Source organism: Novosphingobium silvae (assembly GCF_009856825.1).
Taxonomy (GTDB): Bacteria; Pseudomonadota; Alphaproteobacteria; order Sphingomonadales; family Sphingomonadaceae; genus Novosphingobium; species Novosphingobium silvae.
Window position 1 is genome coordinate 1 of record NZ_WVTD01000037.1, and the last position, 15,401, is coordinate 15,401.

General features: G+C 61.1%; 14 protein-coding genes. 7 read left to right on the forward strand and 7 right to left on the reverse strand.

Features of this window, described 5'->3' with window-relative positions:
* From GR702_RS21130 to GR702_RS21145, 4 genes are all read left to right on the forward strand, one after another.
* Positions 1 to 1,062, forward strand: a 1,062-nt coding sequence (locus GR702_RS21130) for a TonB-dependent receptor domain-containing protein (protein WP_237449861.1), incomplete at its 5' end; no start/stop codon positions are given.
* A gap of 54 nt (positions 1,063 to 1,116) precedes the next feature.
* Positions 1,117 to 1,887, forward strand: coding sequence for a glucose 1-dehydrogenase (locus GR702_RS21135; protein WP_160987523.1), 771 nt, complete (start codon positions 1,117 to 1,119; stop codon positions 1,885 to 1,887).
* A gap of 34 nt (positions 1,888 to 1,921) precedes the next feature.
* Positions 1,922 to 3,052 carry a phosphotransferase gene (locus tag GR702_RS21140; protein ID WP_160987524.1) on the forward strand — a complete coding sequence of 377 codons (1,131 nt, stop codon included), beginning with the start codon at positions 1,922 to 1,924 and terminating at the stop codon, positions 3,050 to 3,052.
* Between the two features lie 8 nt (positions 3,053 to 3,060).
* Positions 3,061 to 3,540: a hypothetical protein gene (locus GR702_RS21145; RefSeq protein WP_337192668.1), complete on the forward strand. Its 480-nt coding sequence runs from the start codon at positions 3,061 to 3,063 to the stop codon at positions 3,538 to 3,540.
* Between the two features lie 155 nt (positions 3,541 to 3,695).
* Here the strand turns inward: GR702_RS21145 and GR702_RS21150 are convergent, their stop codons facing one another.
* The 7 genes from GR702_RS21150 to GR702_RS21180 form a co-directional block, all read right to left on the reverse strand.
* On the reverse strand, positions 3,696 to 5,717 hold the full coding sequence (locus GR702_RS21150; RefSeq protein ID WP_160987525.1) for an acetyl-CoA carboxylase biotin carboxylase subunit: 2,022 nt from the start codon (positions 5,715 to 5,717) through the stop codon (positions 3,696 to 3,698).
* 3 nt (positions 5,718 to 5,720) lie between these two features.
* Positions 5,721 to 6,206 (reverse strand): hypothetical protein, encoded by a 486-nt coding sequence (locus GR702_RS21155; protein WP_160987526.1) that lies wholly within the window; start codon positions 6,204 to 6,206, stop codon positions 5,721 to 5,723.
* 68 nt (positions 6,207 to 6,274) lie between these two features.
* Positions 6,275 to 7,342, reverse strand: a complete 1,068-nt coding sequence (gene bioB, locus GR702_RS21160) for a biotin synthase BioB (protein WP_237449862.1) — start codon at positions 7,340 to 7,342, stop codon at positions 6,275 to 6,277.
* A 102-nt stretch (positions 7,343 to 7,444) separates the two neighbouring features.
* Positions 7,445 to 9,595, reverse strand: a complete 2,151-nt coding sequence (gene scpA / locus GR702_RS21165; protein WP_160987527.1) for a methylmalonyl-CoA mutase — start codon at positions 9,593 to 9,595, stop codon at positions 7,445 to 7,447.
* Between the two features lie 128 nt (positions 9,596 to 9,723).
* Positions 9,724 to 10,161: a methylmalonyl-CoA epimerase gene (gene mce / locus GR702_RS21170; protein WP_160987528.1), complete on the reverse strand. Its 438-nt coding sequence runs from the start codon at positions 10,159 to 10,161 to the stop codon at positions 9,724 to 9,726.
* A gap of 5 nt (positions 10,162 to 10,166) precedes the next feature.
* Positions 10,167 to 11,348 carry a beta-ketothiolase BktB gene (gene bktB / locus GR702_RS21175; protein WP_160987534.1) on the reverse strand — a complete coding sequence of 394 codons (1,182 nt, stop codon included), beginning with the start codon at positions 11,346 to 11,348 and terminating at the stop codon, positions 10,167 to 10,169.
* Positions 11,349 to 11,590: 242 nt separating this feature from the next.
* Positions 11,591 to 13,117, reverse strand: coding sequence for an acyl-CoA carboxylase subunit beta (locus GR702_RS21180; RefSeq protein ID WP_160987529.1), 1,527 nt, complete (start codon positions 13,115 to 13,117; stop codon positions 11,591 to 11,593).
* Between the two features lie 34 nt (positions 13,118 to 13,151).
* Between GR702_RS21180 and GR702_RS21185 the strand changes: the two genes are divergently transcribed.
* The 3 genes from GR702_RS21185 to tnpB all read left to right on the forward strand — a co-directional run bounded on the left by GR702_RS21185 (position 13,152) and on the right by tnpB (position 15,301).
* A complete protein-coding gene (locus GR702_RS21185) occupies positions 13,152 to 14,651 on the forward strand; it encodes a helix-turn-helix domain-containing protein (RefSeq protein ID WP_337192669.1) in 1,500 nt (499 codons plus the stop codon).
* Positions 14,652 to 14,813: 162 nt separating this feature from the next.
* Positions 14,814 to 15,182 (forward strand): IS66-like element accessory protein TnpA, encoded by a 369-nt coding sequence (tnpA, locus tag GR702_RS21190; protein ID WP_160987530.1) that lies wholly within the window; start codon positions 14,814 to 14,816, stop codon positions 15,180 to 15,182.
* Positions 15,179 to 15,301: an IS66 family insertion sequence element accessory protein TnpB gene (tnpB, locus tag GR702_RS21195; RefSeq protein WP_160987531.1), complete on the forward strand. Its 123-nt coding sequence runs from the start codon at positions 15,179 to 15,181 to the stop codon at positions 15,299 to 15,301. The genes tnpA and tnpB overlap by 4 nt, the downstream gene beginning before the upstream one ends.
* The last annotated feature ends 100 nt before the right edge of the window (positions 15,302 to 15,401 follow it).

Genomic DNA, 15,401 nt, shown 5'->3' on the forward strand with positions numbered 1-15,401 from the left:
AAACGCGCTGATCTTCGCCCTCGTCGGCCAAGTCGCAGCCGAAGCCGGCGTGCTGCTGATCATCATGTCTGCGGGGCCGGGCTGAGCGCCGTCCCGAAAAATCGACTTCGGCAGCGGGCTGTTAACGGGGTGACGCCGCAGGCCAGCCTGGTGCCGTTTAGCAATCCATACGATGCATCCCTCCCCGCAGTGAACCAGAGCAATTCCAAAGGAGCGCTGACGGGCCGACTGGTCCTCGATTACAAGATTGCACCGGATATTCTCGCATATGCCAGCTATAGCCGAGGATACCGCTCGGGCACATTCAACGGCCTCGCCTATCAGGACATCAGCCAAGTCTACTTTGTCGATCCCGAGAAGGTGAATGCCTACGAAGGAGGCCTCAAGACACGCTTTTTCGATCGGCGCGTCCAGTTGAATCTCGCGGCATTCTACTACGACTATGGGAAGCAGCAGATCGCCCAGATCATCGGTGCGACCTCGTTCCTGCGCAGCGCCAACGGAAGGGTATTCGGGGCTGAGGCCGAACTCCAGGCCGAGCCATTCGACAATCTGCATCTGAATGCCGCACTCGGTTTGTTGAACAGCAAGTACAAGGGCAACTCGATCGATCCAGCCGATCCGGCTAATACAACTATCAACATCAACGGCAACCCGTTCCCCAATGCCCCACGCACCACCTTTTCGGCCGGTTTCGAGTGGACGATGCTGCGGACGCAAGCCAACGACGGAAAGATCGTACTTCGCGGTGACACCCAATACATGGGACGATACTATTTCGACCCGTTCAAGGACTATGGCCAGGACCCGTGCGATCAACCCAAAGGCGGTTCGATGGTCCTCTCGGCCACACCGGAGATGGCGTGCGGCAACCCGAGCTACTGGCTCGTAAACGGCCGACTGTCCTACGAGACGAAGAATTATTCGATCGCGGTTTGGGCCAAGAATCTGACGAACAAGTTTTATTATACGTACGGCCTGAACCTGAACGCATTCTATCTGGACTACTTCAACCGAGGTTCCCCGCGGACTTTCGGGATAGAAGCAAGCGTTAAATTCTGAACATCGTCGCCAAGGGGAGCCAGTTTCGGCTCCCCTGATAGGGACCACTTTAATATGACATCGAGACTTAGCGGCAGGACCGCGTTAATTACAGGCGCCGCTTCTGGCCTGGGCGCCGCAATAGCAACGAGATTTGCCTCCGAAGGTGCGCAGGTGATCGTAAGCGACCTCGATCAGGCCAAAGCACAGACCCACGCCAACACCATTGGCGATGCAGCGATTGCCTTGGAACTTGACGTGACATGCCCGAAGAGCTGGGAGCGGGCCGTAACTGCGGCATCCGATCGCTTTGGAAAACTTGACATCCTGGTGAACAACGCAGGTATTTGCATACCAGGTTCCGTTGAGGATCTTTCGCTCGAGGACTGGCATCGCACGCATTCCGTCGATCTCGACAGCGTGTTCCTTGGTGTAAAAGCCTTTCTGCCGCTCATGGTGCGCACGTCGACGGCACATGGCGGCGCGATCCTGAACATCTCATCGATCTCGGGCATTGTCGCTGCCGGTAATATGGCTGCTTACAACTCGGCAAAGGCGGCCGTCAGACATCTCACGAAGTCGATAGCCCTTCACTGCGCCAAGATGCGGTACGGCATAACCTGCAATTCTCTCCACCCCACTTTCATCGACACCCCGCTGTTGGATGAGTTTACGGCTGGACGGACAAGGGAGGAAACGCTGGGCAAGCTGGCGAGACAAATCCCTGTCGGACGCGTGGGTATACCCGATGATGTCGCTTGGGCGGCCGTATATCTTTGCTCTCCGGAAGCGATTTTCATCACCGGAGCCGAACTGGCGATCGACGGTGGACTGTCTGCGATGTGATCATTCTGGACTGAGAAAGAGAGAGGATACTTGTGTGATCGATACCGAACCGCATCTGGCCGAAATGCTGGAGAACAGAAAAGGCCGGCGGAGCCTACCTCCTTACATTCCGCAGGAAGACGGGGCCATTCGCGACCTGCTGATCACCTTTTTCGCCGATAAATTGCCGGGCGCGGCCATAAGCGGTGTCTCGCGGATGGGCGGCGGTGCGTCCAAGGAGCAATTTGTCTTCACCTTGACGCAAACCAGCGGCCAGGCTGACCGTTTCGTTTTGAGGATGGACCCGCTCGAGGCGATCACGGAAACAAGTCGGAAGCGGGAATTCGAGGTTTTGGAAGCCTTTGAAGGGATTGTTCCGGTTCCTCGGCCCGCCTGGATGGATGCGGACGGCAGCATTTTTCCGCGTCCCGCGATGATAATGGAGATGGTGCGCGGGACCACTAAACCCAGCGATATAGATCTGTCCGTCACAGGAATTGGTACTGTTTTGGGGGGTCGACTGCGCAAGCTCATCCGTCCCCAATATCTGGAAATGCTCGCGAAAATCCATAATTTCGACTGGGCCAACGCCAACCTTCCATCATTCGCCGCACCCTTGGCAGACCCGAAGCAGGCTACTCGCTGGCTCATAAATTTCTGGAAGGAACTCCTAAATCAGGATGTGGTCGCATATGAACCGATAATCAGGCTGGCGACCCAGTATCTAGAGGCAAATATTCCAGATTGCGACAAAGTGGCATTCGTTCATGGAGATTTCAGGACCGGTAATTATCTCTTCGACGAACATACCGGTAACATTACCGCGATACTCGACTGGGAGATGTCGTACATCGGAGACTACCATGCAGATTTTGCATGGCTGCTTGCGCCAGTTTTTGGAACCAAGATAAATGGCGTATTTCGCGCAAGCGATATTTTTGAAGGTGAAGAAGATTTCATCACCTCATACGAAGCCGTAAGCGGAAACGTCATCGACCGAAATAAATTACATTACTTCAAGATCTTCAACTACTGGAAAAGTTACATTCTCGTGTCGGTTCTGGGAATGCGCGCGGCTAATGCCCAGCACAATCACCAGGACGTGCTGCTTACTTTCCTCGCAGCCACTGGTCCGATGCACCTTGCTGAACTCGCCAACTTGCTGTCGATGGGAGAAGTGCAGTGAATCCTTCCGTGCCTGATCGCCTCACAAGCGCCATCCGCGCCCTCAATTTCGTTGTTTTGCCGGCCCTTCCGTCAGATGCAAGCCTTGCCCGTGAACAAACCCAACTGGTTATTGGCCATCTGCAGATCACACTGGCACAATATGCAAGCGCACCTGACTTCGAGACGCAGGAAGCAGATGATTTCCGGGACCTACTGACTTCGGTCATTCAATTGGCAAAGGGTGGGTCTGTGACCGCAGCAGCGACGTCGGAAGCCGAGAAACTGCTTGCGGAAAGCTTGAAGCAGTCCGCCCTTCAGCAGACCGCCTCTCTGCAGAAAGGCCTAGACGGCCTGCTTGTCGCGCTTCTGGTCGATGGTAACGAAGAATCGTACTCGCATATTCGGCAAATTGTGATCGAGCAGGCAACCCACCGAGCCGACGTTGATCGGCGCTGGTTCTCTCTCATGGGATTCGATCCGGAAATCCGCGAAATTATGAACGCATGATCAGATCGCTTCGATCGAGTTAGCGCCGCTAGGCTCAAGCCGACACGCTAGACCCCCGCCGTCCGGAACGGACCCCCGAATATGGTTGGATCGAGATACCTCTCAGACGAGAGTGTCTCGATCCAATGCATACACATGCCGCACAAGGGCGCATGTCACTCCATTTCGAGGATAATCGCATCCACCGCAAGGCTTTCCCCCGCCTTGGCGTTGACCGACTTCACCGTGCCCGACTTCTCGGCGCGCAGGATGTTTTCCATCTTCATCGCCTCGATGACGGCCAGCGGTTGCCCTGCTTCGACCTTGTCGCCCTCGCCTACGCTCAGCGAAACGAGCAGGCCCGGCATCGGGCAGATCAGGTACTTCGAAAGGTCCGGCGGAATCTTCTCGATCATGTGCTGCGTGTAACCCGCGATATGTGCGGGCAGGCAGTCCACCTTGTGGATCGCGCCGCGCGTGGTCATCCTGAAGCCGGTGCGGGTAATGTCCAGCTTGAGCGTCACGTCCTCGCCATCGACCTCGGCATCCACGAAACGGTCGCCCGGCGTGTATTCCAACTCCAGATCGACTTCCTCGCCGCCCACCGTCAGCAGGTCTTCGTCGAGTTCGACCGCAAACGTGCTGCCGTCGATGGTCACGGTCCACTCGCCCGGAGGTTCGAGCGGGCCGCCAAGCTGGCCTTCGACCCGGCGCGAACGATCGGCGCGCGCGGTGGCGACGAAGGCGGCGACGGCGGCCAGTTGCACCTTCAGCGCATCCGACGCGGGCGCGCCATGGAAGCCCTCGGGATATTCCTCGGCGATGAACCCGGTGGTCAGTTCGCCCGAACGGAAGCGCGGGTGCTGCATGATGGCAGATACGAAATCGATGTTGTGGCCCAGCCCCTCGATCTCGAAAGCGTCGAGCGCGGCGATCTGCTTGTCCGCCGCCTCGTCGCGCGTTTCGCCCCAGGTGACGAGCTTGGCGATCATCGGATCGTAGAACATCGAGACTTCACCGCCTTCATAGACGCCATCGTCCACGCGGATCCCATCGATGCCCCGGCGGCCGTTCTCCACGCCATCATCCGCCCAGCCTTCGACCGGCGGGTTGTAGCGCACGAGGCGGCCGGTGGAGGGCAGGAAGCCGCGATAGGGGTCTTCGGCGTAGACGCGGTTTTCGATCGCCCAGCCGTCGATCTTCACATCGTCCTGCGTCATCTCCAGCTTCTCGCCGGCCGCGACGCGGATCATCTGCTCGACGAGGTCGACGCCGGTGATCGCTTCGGTGACGGGGTGCTCCACCTGCAGGCGGGTGTTCATTTCAAGGAAGTAGAAGCTCTCGCCCGTCGGGTCCGCGCCTGAGACGATCAGTTCCACGGTGCCCGCCGAGTAGTATCCCACCGCGCGCGACAGGGCGACGCACTGCTCGCCCATGGCCTTGCGCATGGCAGGCGTCACGAAGGGCGATGGCGCTTCCTCGACGACCTTCTGGTGGCGGCGCTGGATCGAGCATTCGCGCTCGTTGAGGTAGAGGATGTTGCCGTGCTGGTCGCCCAGGATCTGGATCTCGATGTGGCGCGGGTTGAGGATGAACTTCTCGATGAACACGCGGTCGTCGCCGAAGGAGTTCAGGCCCTCGCGCTTGGTGGCCTCGAAGCCTTCGCGCACGTCGTTTTCGTTGTAGGCGAGGCGCATGCCCTTGCCGCCGCCGCCCGCGCTGGCCTTCATCATCACCGGGTAGCCGATCTCGGCCGAGATGCGCACCGCATGCTCGGTATCCTCGATCTCGCCGACGAAGCCGGGGACGACGTTGACGCCCGCCGCCTTGGCGAGCTTCTTGGACTCGATCTTGTCGCCCATCGCAGCGATCGCGTTCACCGGAGGGCCGATGAACTCGATGCCCTCTGCAGCCAACGCCTCGGCGAAGGACGTGCGCTCGGAGAGGAAACCGTAGCCGGGGTGGACCGCATCGGCTCCGGTCTGCTTGGCGGCGGCGATGATCTTGTCGGCAATCAGGTAGGACTGCGCGGCAGGCGCCGGGCCGATGTGCACTGCCTCATCCGCCATCTGCACGAACGGCGCGCGGGCGTCAGCGTCGGAGTAGACGGCGACCGTGGCGATGCCCATGCGACGGGCCGTCTTGATGACGCGGCAGGCGATCTCGCCCCGGTTTGCGATCAGGATTTTTTTGAACATCGGCTACACTTTCAAACGGAAGAACAGGAAAGCTGGCTCTTCGACGGGTCCTATTTGGTAAGCGAAGTCTACAAGTCTGGACCGACCGAAATCTTGGCACACGGCGATCCGCTTTGGTTCCGTCGCAACGGTCACCAAGCAGGCAGCAGCGTAATGATATTCCTCTGAATAAATGCAGTTTATGTCTTCAAGCGCTGAATTCAATCGATCTTCAAGATATCCCATTGTCACGGGCCTTCTTGTCCGCTTGAATTCAAATGAGTAACATCTGTCACCTGCGTCAAACCAGAGATCGGCTCGACCGCGCTCTTTATAGCGTTTGTCGAGCTTTCCCTTTTTAAATACGTCATATTCGTTCATCGGGAGATAGCCGGCCATTGCAGCAGAGCTAGCCAGAAAACCTACTGAGGCGACCTCATGATAGAGAAACGGAGAATCGCCCTCCAAACGATCATAAAATCGCATGTAGAGTTCGTCGGCGCTCAACATCCAGCGCTCCCAATCCGCCCGAACGCCAGTTCGGCGGCCATCTCCTGGCCTGATTATCTCGAACGGCACTACTCAGCAGCCTCCAGCTTCGCGCAGCCCTTGGGCATGCGCTGGGCTTCCACTTGCGCCGGGGTCAGTTCGATGGCCAACGGTTTCAGCCCGAGGCGCGCGAACATCGCAAGGTCGCTGTCCTCTCCCGCATTCGGTGCGGTCAGCAGTTTGTCGCCGGTGAAGATCGAGTTCGCGCCGGCCAGGAAGCACATCGCCTGCGTCATCTCCGACATCGATTCGCGGCCCGCCGAGAGGCGCACCATCGAGCCCGGCATGGTGATGCGCGCGACCGCCACGGTGCGCACGAACTCCACATCGTCGATCTTCGCGAGCGGCGTGTCGGCCAGCATGTCGCCCAGGACGGTGCCCTTAACCGGCACCAGCGCGTTGACCGGCACCGACTGCGGGTGATCCGGAAGCGTAGCCAGCGTGTGGATGAAACCGACGCGGTCTGCGCGCGTCTCGCCCATGCCGACGATGCCGCCCGAGCACACGTTGATGCCCGCCATGCGCACGTTCGACAACGTATCGAGGCGGTCGTCCATCGTGCGCGTGGTGATGACCTGATCGTAGCGTTCGGGCGAAGTGTCGATATTGTGGTTGTAGTAGTCGAGGCCCGCGTCGCTCAGCATGTCGGCCTGTTCAGGCGTCAGCATGCCCAGCGTCATGCAGGTTTCCATGCCCATCGCGCGCACGCCCTTCACCATCTCGATGATGGCGGGCATGTCGCGGTCCTTGGGATTGCGCCAGGCGGCGCCCATGCAGAAGCGGGTCGAACCCTGATCCGCCGCCTGCGCCGCGCGTTGCAGCACCTGCTGGACCTCCATCAGCTTGGTCGCCTTGACGCCGCTGTTGGCGGACACCGACTGCGAGCAGTAGCCGCAATCCTCCACGCACCCGCCGGTCTTGATCGAGAGTAGCGTCGACAGCTGCACCTCGTCCGCCTTGTGGCTGGCCCGGTGGACCTCGGCGGCGCGGAAGACCAGCTCGGGGAACGGCAGGCCGAACAGCGCCGCGATTTCCTCGCGGGTCCAGTCGGTGCGAGTATTCCTCTTGATTTCGTCCATCGGATCAACCCAGATCATTTTTCCCTAGGATCAGGTCTTGCGTAGCCGGGAATGGCGGCGACACCAGCAAAGGCGCCGCCGCACGCCCTCCCTCCCCAGGAAGTACAATCACGACATACATCACTCAGCTGCCCGCAGCTCAAAGTCAGCAGGCGGCATGTTGTGGCCAAGCAGGCGCAGCACGTCCGCGGCGCATTCGACCACGTTCGAGCCGGGGCCGTAGATGCCCTGAACGCCGGCATTGCGCAGGTATTCGTAGTCCTTTGCCGGGATCACCCCGCCTGCGATCACCTTGACGTCGCTGCGCCCGGCATCGCGCAGCTGCTGGATCAGTTCGGGGATCAGCGTCTTGTGACCGGCGGCCAACGACGAGGCGCCCACGACGTCGACTTCGTTCTGCAAGGCCAGCACCACGGTTTCCTCAGGCGTCTGGAACAGCGGGCCGGAGACGACCTCGAAGCCCATGTCGCCGAAGGCCGAGGCGATGATGTTGGCGCCGCGATCGTGGCCGTCCTGGCCCATCTTGGCGACGAGCAGCTTGGGCTTGCGGCCCAGACGACGCTCCACCGCGGCAACGCCGTCGACGACCTGCTGCCAGCGGCTGTCACCCTCGTAAGGGGCGGAATAGACGCCCTTCACCGGGGTCGGCTGGGTGCCGTAGCGCTGGAAGCTCTCTTCCATGGCCGAGCTGATCTCGCCCAGCGTGGCGCGGGCGCGCGCCGCATCGACCGCGAGGGCGAGCAGGTTGTTCTCGATGCTGGCGGGCGCGGCGGCGCCTTCGCGCAGCGCCTTGAGCGCAGCCTGACAGGCGGCCTCGTCGCGCTCTGCCTTGACCTTGTTGATGCGGGCGATCTGCGCTTCGCGGACCTTGGCGTTGTCGACCTCGAGCGTCTCCAAGAGGTCCTCGTTGGCGAGGCGATACTTGTTGACGCCGACAATCACGTCGTCGCCACGGTCGACGCGCGCCTGACGGGCGGCGGCGGCGGTCTCGATCATCGCCTTGGGCCAGCCGGCGGCAACCGCCTTGGCCATGCCGCCTTCGGCCTCGACGCGCTCGATGATCTCCCAGGCCTGGTCGACCAGCTGCTGGGTCAGCGCCTCGATGTAGTAGGAGCCACCGAGCGGATCGACCACCTTGGTCATCCCGGTCTCTTCCTGGATGATGATCTGGGTGTTGCGGGCAATGCGCGCCGAGAAGTCGGTCGGCAGCGCGATCGCCTCATCCAGAGCGTTGGTGTGCAGCGACTGGGTGCCGCCCAGCATCGAGGCCATCGCCTCGATCGTGGTGCGGATGACGTTGTTGTAGGGGTCCTGCTCCTGCAGCGACACGCCGGAGGTCTGGCAGTGCGTGCGCAGCATCTTCGAACGTTCGTCCTTGGCGCCGAGGTTCGTCATCACGCGGTGCCACAGCACGCGCGCGGCGCGCAGCTTGGCGACTTCCATGAAGAAGTTCATGCCGATCGCGAAGAAGAACGACAGGCGGCCCGCAAACTTGTCGATGTCGAGGCCCGAGGCCACGCCGTACTTCACGTATTCGGCGCCGTCGGCGATGGTGAAGGCCAGTTCCTGCACCTGCGTCGCGCCGGCTTCCTGCATGTGGTAGCCGGAGATCGAGATCGAGTTGAACTTGGGCATCTCGCGGCTGGTGTAGCCGAAGATGTCCGAGATGATCCGCATGCTCGGCTCGGGCGGGTAGATGTAGGTGTTGCGGACCATGAACTCCTTGAGGATGTCGTTCTGGATGGTCCCGTCGAGCAGCTTGCGCTCGACGCCCTGTTCCTCGCCGGCGACGATGAAGAAGGCGAGGATCGGGATCACCGCGCCATTCATGGTCATCGAGACCGACATCTGGTCGAGCGGGATGCCGTCGAACAGGATCTTCATGTCCTCGACAGAATCGATCGCCACGCCCGCCTTGCCGACGTCGCCGACCACGCGCGGGTGATCAGAGTCATAACCGCGGTGGGTCGCCAGGTCGAAGGCGACCGACAGGCCCTTCTGGCCCGCCGCCAGGTTGCGGCGGTAGAAGGCGTTCGATTCCTCGGCGGTCGAGAAGCCCGCGTACTGGCGGATGGTCCAGGGGCGGCCCGCATACATCGAGGCGCGCACGCCGCGCGTGAAGGGCGCGAAGCCGGGCAGACCGGGGTCCACGGTCACGTCATCAGCGGTGTAGAGCGGCTTGACCGCGATGCCTTCGGGCGTGTTCCAGGTCAGGTCCTTGCCCTTGACCTCCTTGGTCGCCGCTGCCTGCCAGTCGTTGATGTCAGCCATTTCCCGGTTCCTTCACTCGTCATCCCGGACCTGATCCGGGACCGTGGGCTGTCTTTAGGCGGATGCTCCCGGCTGGGCTGCGCCTAAAGACAGCCCACGGTCCCGGCCTTGGCCGGGACGACGTCAATTCAATGCGCGCCCTTGGGCGTTTCCATGATCTCGGTGAGTTGCCCGCCCATGTCCTTGGGGTGGATGAAGAAGATCAGCGTGCCATGCGCGCCGATGCGCGGTTCGCCCAGGACGCGCTTGCCCAGCTTCTCGAACCAGGCCTTGGCTTCCATGATGTCGGGCACTTCGTAGCAGATGTGGTGCTGGCCCCCGAGCGGGTTCTTCTCCAGCCACTTGCCCACCGCCGAGTCCGGCGAGGTGGGTTGGAGCAGCTCGATCTGCGTGCCCGCAGTGCCATCCTCGCCCGGCGTGTTGACGAAGCAGACGCGCACCTGCTGACTTTCGAGCACGAACGGCTCGGTCACGTCGGTAGCGCCCATCACATCCCTGTAGAACGCGATGGAAGCGTCGAGATTGGGCGTGGCGACGCCGATGTGGTTGAGGCGGCCGAGCTTCATGCCAGTTATCCTACGTTCTCGATGACCATGGCGATGCCCTGCCCGCCACCAATGCACATGGTGACGAGGCCGTACTTTCCGCCGATGCGCTTCAACTCGTACATGGCCTTGATGGTCAGCATGGTTCCCGTCGCACCGACGGGGTGACCGATCGAGACGCCCGAACCGTTGGGATTGACCTTCGCCGGATCGAAGCCGAGCACCTTGGCGACGGCGGCAGCCTGCGCGGCGAATGCCTCGTTGCTCTCGATCACGTCCATCTGGTCGAGGCTGAGCCCGGCGCGCTTCAGCGCGATCGGCACCGCCTGGATCGGACCTTCGCCCATGTATTCCGGCTCGACGCCCGCGTGGCCCCAGGCGACGATGCGCGCGAGCGGCTTGAGGCCGCGCTTCTCGACCTCGGCACCGGTGGCGAGCACCACGGCGGCGGCGCCGTCATTGATGCCGCTGGCATTGCCCGCCGTGACCGTGCCGTCCTTCTTGAAGGCCGGGCGCATCTTGCCCAGCACTTCTACAGTGGTGTCGGCCTTCACGTGTTCGTCGGTGTCGAACACGGTCACGCCCTTGCGGGTCTTCACTTCGACGGGAAAGATCTGGTCCTTGAAGCGGCCTTCGGCGATGGCGCGGGCAGCGCGCTGGTGGCTGGTCACGGCCAGCGCGTCCATCTCGTCGCGCGTGATGCAGTGACGCTCGGCCACGTTCTCGGCGGTGATGCCCATGTGGTAGCCGCCGATCGCGTCCGACAGGCCGAGCACCAGCGCGTCTTCCTGCGTGTTGGCGCCCATCTTCTTGCCCCAGCGCACGCCGTGGTCATGATAGGGCACGTTCGACATGACTTCCGCGCCGCCCGCGAGCGTCACCGAAGCTTCGCCCAGCTGCATCATCTGCGCGGAGGAAATGATCGCCTGCACGCCCGAGCCACACAGGCGGTTCAGCGTCAGCGCCGGGGTGGCGAGCGGGATGCCGGCATTGATGCCGATCACGCGGGCCAGCATCTGGTCGCGCGCGCTGGTGGGCATGACCTGGCCGATGACCACATGCTCCACCGCGTCCGCCTCGATCCGGGCGCGCGACAGTGCCTCGGTGGCGACGAGGCCGCCGAGGTCCGAAGGCATGAACGACTTCAGCGAACCGCCGAAATCGCCGACTGCCGTGCGCACGCCGCTGACGATGTAGATGTCTTCAATGTCAGCCATCATCCGGTTCCTATTCTCCGCCAGAGCAGCCCGGCCAGCGCGCCAAAGCAGCCAAAAAAGTCATCGTTATAGCGAGCCCGACCATCGTCGCGCCTCGCTCCAATTCATCGTCGTTCAGTAACTGCAGCGGAATGTGCACAGTCCCTTCACGTACTCCTCGAACCCGGTTCCACATGAAAACGCCGCGATGCCTTTAAAGACAATGACCTGCCAAGCATCGGGTTCATCCCACCTCACAGCGGGATGTTGTCGTGCTTCTTCCAGGGATTCTCGAGTTCCTTGTTCCGCAGCTTGCGCAGGCCCAGCGCGATGCGGCGCCGGGTCGAGTGCGGATAGATGACCTCGTCGATGTAGCCCCGGCTTGCCGCCACGAAGGGGTTGGCGAAGCGGTCCTCGTATTCCTTGGTCTTGGCAGCGATGCCATCGGCGTCCTGACCGCGGAAGATGATCTCCACCGCGCCCTTGGCGCCCATCACCGCGATTTCCGCAGTGGGCCAGGCGTAGTTGAGATCGCCGCGCAAGTGCTTGGAACTCATAACGTCGTAGGCGCCGCCATAGGCCTTGCGGGTGATGACGGTGATCTTGGGCACGGTGGCTTCGGCATAGGCGAACAGCAGCTTGGCGCCGTGCTTGATGATGCCGTTGTGTTCCTGATCGGTGCCGGGCAGGAAGCCGGGCACGTCCACGAACGTCACGATCGGGATGTTGAAGGCATCGCAGAAGCGCACGAAGCGCGCGGCCTTGCGCGACGAGTTGATGTCCAGCACGCCGGCCAGCACCATCGGCTGGTTGGCGACCACGCCGATCGTGCGGCCTTCGATGCGGCCGAAGCCGATGATGATGTTGCCGCCATGCTGCGGCTGCAGTTCGAAGAACTCGCCCTCGTCCACGGTCTTACGGATGACTTCGTGCATGTCGTAAGGCTGGTTGGCGCTGGGCGGGATGATCGTGTCGAGGCTGGGCTCAAGGCGGTCCCAGGCGTCGGCGCTGGGGCGCTCGGGCACGTCGTCGCGGTTGGACGAAGGCAGGAAATCGAAGAAATCGCGCGCCGCCAGCAGCGCCTCGATATCGTTCTCCAGCGCCAGATCGGACACCGAGGTCTTGCTGGAGTGCGTGATCGCGCCGCCCAGTTCTTCCTGCGTCACCACTTCGTTGGTGACGGTCTTCACCACTTCGGGACCGGTGACGAACATGTACGAGCTGTCCTTCACCATGAAGATGAAGTCGGTCATGGCCGGCGAATAGACCGCGCCGCCCGCGCAGGGGCCCATGATGAGCGAAAGCTGCGGCACCACGCCCGATGCCAGCACGTTGCGCTGGAACACGTCGGCATAGCCGCCGAGCGAGGCGACGCCTTCCTGGATGCGCGCGCCGCCGGAATCGTTGAGGCCGATGACCGGCGCGCCGACCTTCAGAGCCGCATCCATCACCTTGCAGATCTTCTGCGCGTGGCGGGCCGAGAGCGAGCCGCCGAACACGGTGAAGTCTTGGCTGAACACGTAGACGAGGCGACCGTTGATGGTGCCCGAACCGGTAACTACGCCGTCGCCGGGGAACTTCTGGTCCTGCATGCCGAAGTCGACGCAGTCATGCTCGACGTAGAGGTCCATCTCCTCGAAGCTGCCTTCGTCGAGCAGCACGTCGAGGCGTTCGCGCGCAGTCAACTTGCCCTTGGCGTGCTGCGCGTCGATGCGCTTCTGACCACCACCCAGCTTTGCAGCGGAGCGGCGCTTCTCCATTTCGGCGATATTTGCGGACATCTGAATCCTCTTGCCTCGGCATATGCAGCGTCAATTGCTGCGACGCGGCACTGTTGTCCAATGCAATTCAGCAAAGTTGCAAACCCTGACTTTGCAAAGTATCAATGTACGCATGGTACAACGCCGAATTTTTGCCGGGGCGAATATCCGCAATTTGCGCAAGGCCAGAGGTCTTCGCCAATCGGAGCTAGCCAGTTTGCTGGGCATCAGTCCGTCATATCTCTCACAAGTCGAAAGCGACGACCGTGCCCTTACTCCCACGCTGAACGACAGTCTTCGCCGCCATTTTCCAGTCGAATGGCAGGACATACCAACAGATCAGGCCGCTGAATTGCTCCATGCTTTTGAGGAGGCCCTCAACTCATCAGTAAGCCCTGTCGGACATACGACAGCGCAAGTGAGAAAGATCGTCGAGCAATTCCCTGAATTTGCTGAACGCTTCATACACTTGAACCGTGATCATCGAACGGCGATTCAGCGACTTGAAATGCTTGATGAAGCTATTGGAGCGAACAACGCTGCCGGCGGACGGCTGCCGTGGGAGGAGGTAAGGGATTGGTTCCACAACACCAACAATTACGTCGACACCCTCGACCGGGCAGCGGAGGCCTTTTCAGAAACGATCTCCGATGCGCACGATAGCCCATCGACCACGCAAATGGTGCAATGGCTCGAAAGACAGGGGACTTCGTTACGATTTTCGGGCAATGGCCCCGTCCGCCGCTACGACAACCTAACTGACACCCTTACCATCAACACTGCAAAGACAAACGAGAGCGCGAGGTTTCACATATCGTGGCACATCGCCAGCACCGCATTTAATGCAGAAATTGCCGACATATCTCAGAACGCGATCCTCAAGTCGGAGACTGCACGGCACCTTTTGACAATCGGCTTGGGCAACTACGCGGCAGGGTCGATCTTGATGCCGTACGGGCGCTTCCGTTCTGCCGCACGCAGCGCCAGGCATGACATCGACCGATTACGTCATACTTTCGGTTCAACTTTCGAGCAGGTTTGTCATCGGTTATCTACGCTTCAGCGTCCCGGTGCGCGGGGTACTCCCATGTATTTCTGCAGAGTCGATATGGCGGGAAATATAACTAAACGCCACTCGGCGACGCGGCTCCGTTTCGCCCGGTTCGGAGGCGCCTGCCCCCTATGGGTAGTGCACGAGGCAGTCGCTGTCCCTGACAGGATCCACGTCCAACTTTCAGAGATGCCTGATGGCGTCCGCTACGTCTCGATTGCAAAAGGCATCGTTAAGCAGACCGACAGCTTCCTTCAGCAGCCGCGACGATATGCCGTCGCGCTCGGCTGCGAGGTCGATTTTGCACCTGATTTCATCTATGCTGATGGCATAAATTTGCAGAATCCTGACACCCCAACCCACATCGGTGAATCGTGCCGAATTTGCACGCGGGATGATTGCGATCAGCGCGCCTTTCCTCCCAGCGACAAGGAAATCACGGTAAACCCGCAAGAGCGCGACATAGTGCCCTACAAGATTCAGTCACGGGCATTTAAACCATAGTCAGCCGAAACTAGGCCGTATGTTCGTGCGGTGAAGTTGGCCCGCCCTCGGAGTAAGCAGGAAACGGGGGTTACGCCGTACCCATCCGGTGAGGCCCGCCTTGCCGATGAGGGGAGCGAGCGGTCTTAAGTCCGCTCTTAAGAGTGCGCTTAGGAGCGATCGATGGGTCAGATCACGGTGTTTTCCGGGCCGGAGCGGCGGCGCCGCTGGAACGACGAGGAACGGCTGGAGATCCTGAACGAGGCCTTTGCGCCCGGGGCGTGCGTCGCCGAGGTCGCACGGCGGCGCGATGTATCGACCGCGCTCGTCTACACGTGGCGGCGTAAGCTGCGCGATGCCGACGTCGAGCCCGAACCGGACGATTTGGCGGCTCCCGGTTTCGCCGCGGCCGTGATGGTCGAGGATGTCGAAGTCGCTCCTTCCGGCCACCAGCCCGCGATCGTCATCGATCTGGCGCGCGGCAAGCGGATCAGCATCTTTGCCTCGGCATCACCGGCGCTGGTGGCATCGGCCTTGAAGGCGTTGCGATGATCCCTTCCGGCGCCCGTGTGTGGATTGCGATGGGTCACACGGATATGCGCAAGGGGATGCAGGGGCTGGCCTTGCTGGTGCAGCAGGGCCTCAACAGCGCGTTGACGAAGTCGGTGTGATCTGATTCAGCCTGGATACGGAAAGAAGGCGGTCAGCGACGATGGCGATGCGACGTGATGGTGATGTGCAGGCGGATCTGATCGTGTCGTGGTCAGATAT

Excerpts from the sequence above, each read along its gene's own strand:
- GR702_RS21135 (WP_160987523.1), top strand. The coding sequence starts at position 1,117 with ATGACATCGAGACTTAGCGGCAGGACCGCGTTAATTACAGGCGCCGCT.
- GR702_RS21150 (WP_160987525.1), bottom strand. The coding sequence starts at position 5,717 with ATGTTCAAAAAAATCCTGATCGCAAACCGGGGCGAGATCGCCTGCCGC.
- GR702_RS21155 (WP_160987526.1), bottom strand. The coding sequence starts at position 6,206 with ATGTTGAGCGCCGACGAACTCTACATGCGATTTTATGATCGTTTGGAG.
- bioB (WP_237449862.1), bottom strand. The coding sequence starts at position 7,342 with ATGATCTGGGTTGATCCGATGGACGAAATCAAGAGGAATACTCGCACC.
- scpA (WP_160987527.1), bottom strand. The coding sequence starts at position 9,595 with ATGGCTGACATCAACGACTGGCAGGCAGCGGCGACCAAGGAGGTCAAG.
- mce (WP_160987528.1), bottom strand. The coding sequence starts at position 10,161 with ATGAAGCTCGGCCGCCTCAACCACATCGGCGTCGCCACGCCCAATCTC.
- GR702_RS21180 (WP_160987529.1), bottom strand. The coding sequence starts at position 13,117 with ATGTCCGCAAATATCGCCGAAATGGAGAAGCGCCGCTCCGCTGCAAAG.
- tnpA (WP_160987530.1), top strand. The coding sequence starts at position 14,814 with ATGGGTCAGATCACGGTGTTTTCCGGGCCGGAGCGGCGGCGCCGCTGG.
- tnpB (WP_160987531.1), top strand. The coding sequence starts at position 15,179 with ATGATCCCTTCCGGCGCCCGTGTGTGGATTGCGATGGGTCACACGGAT.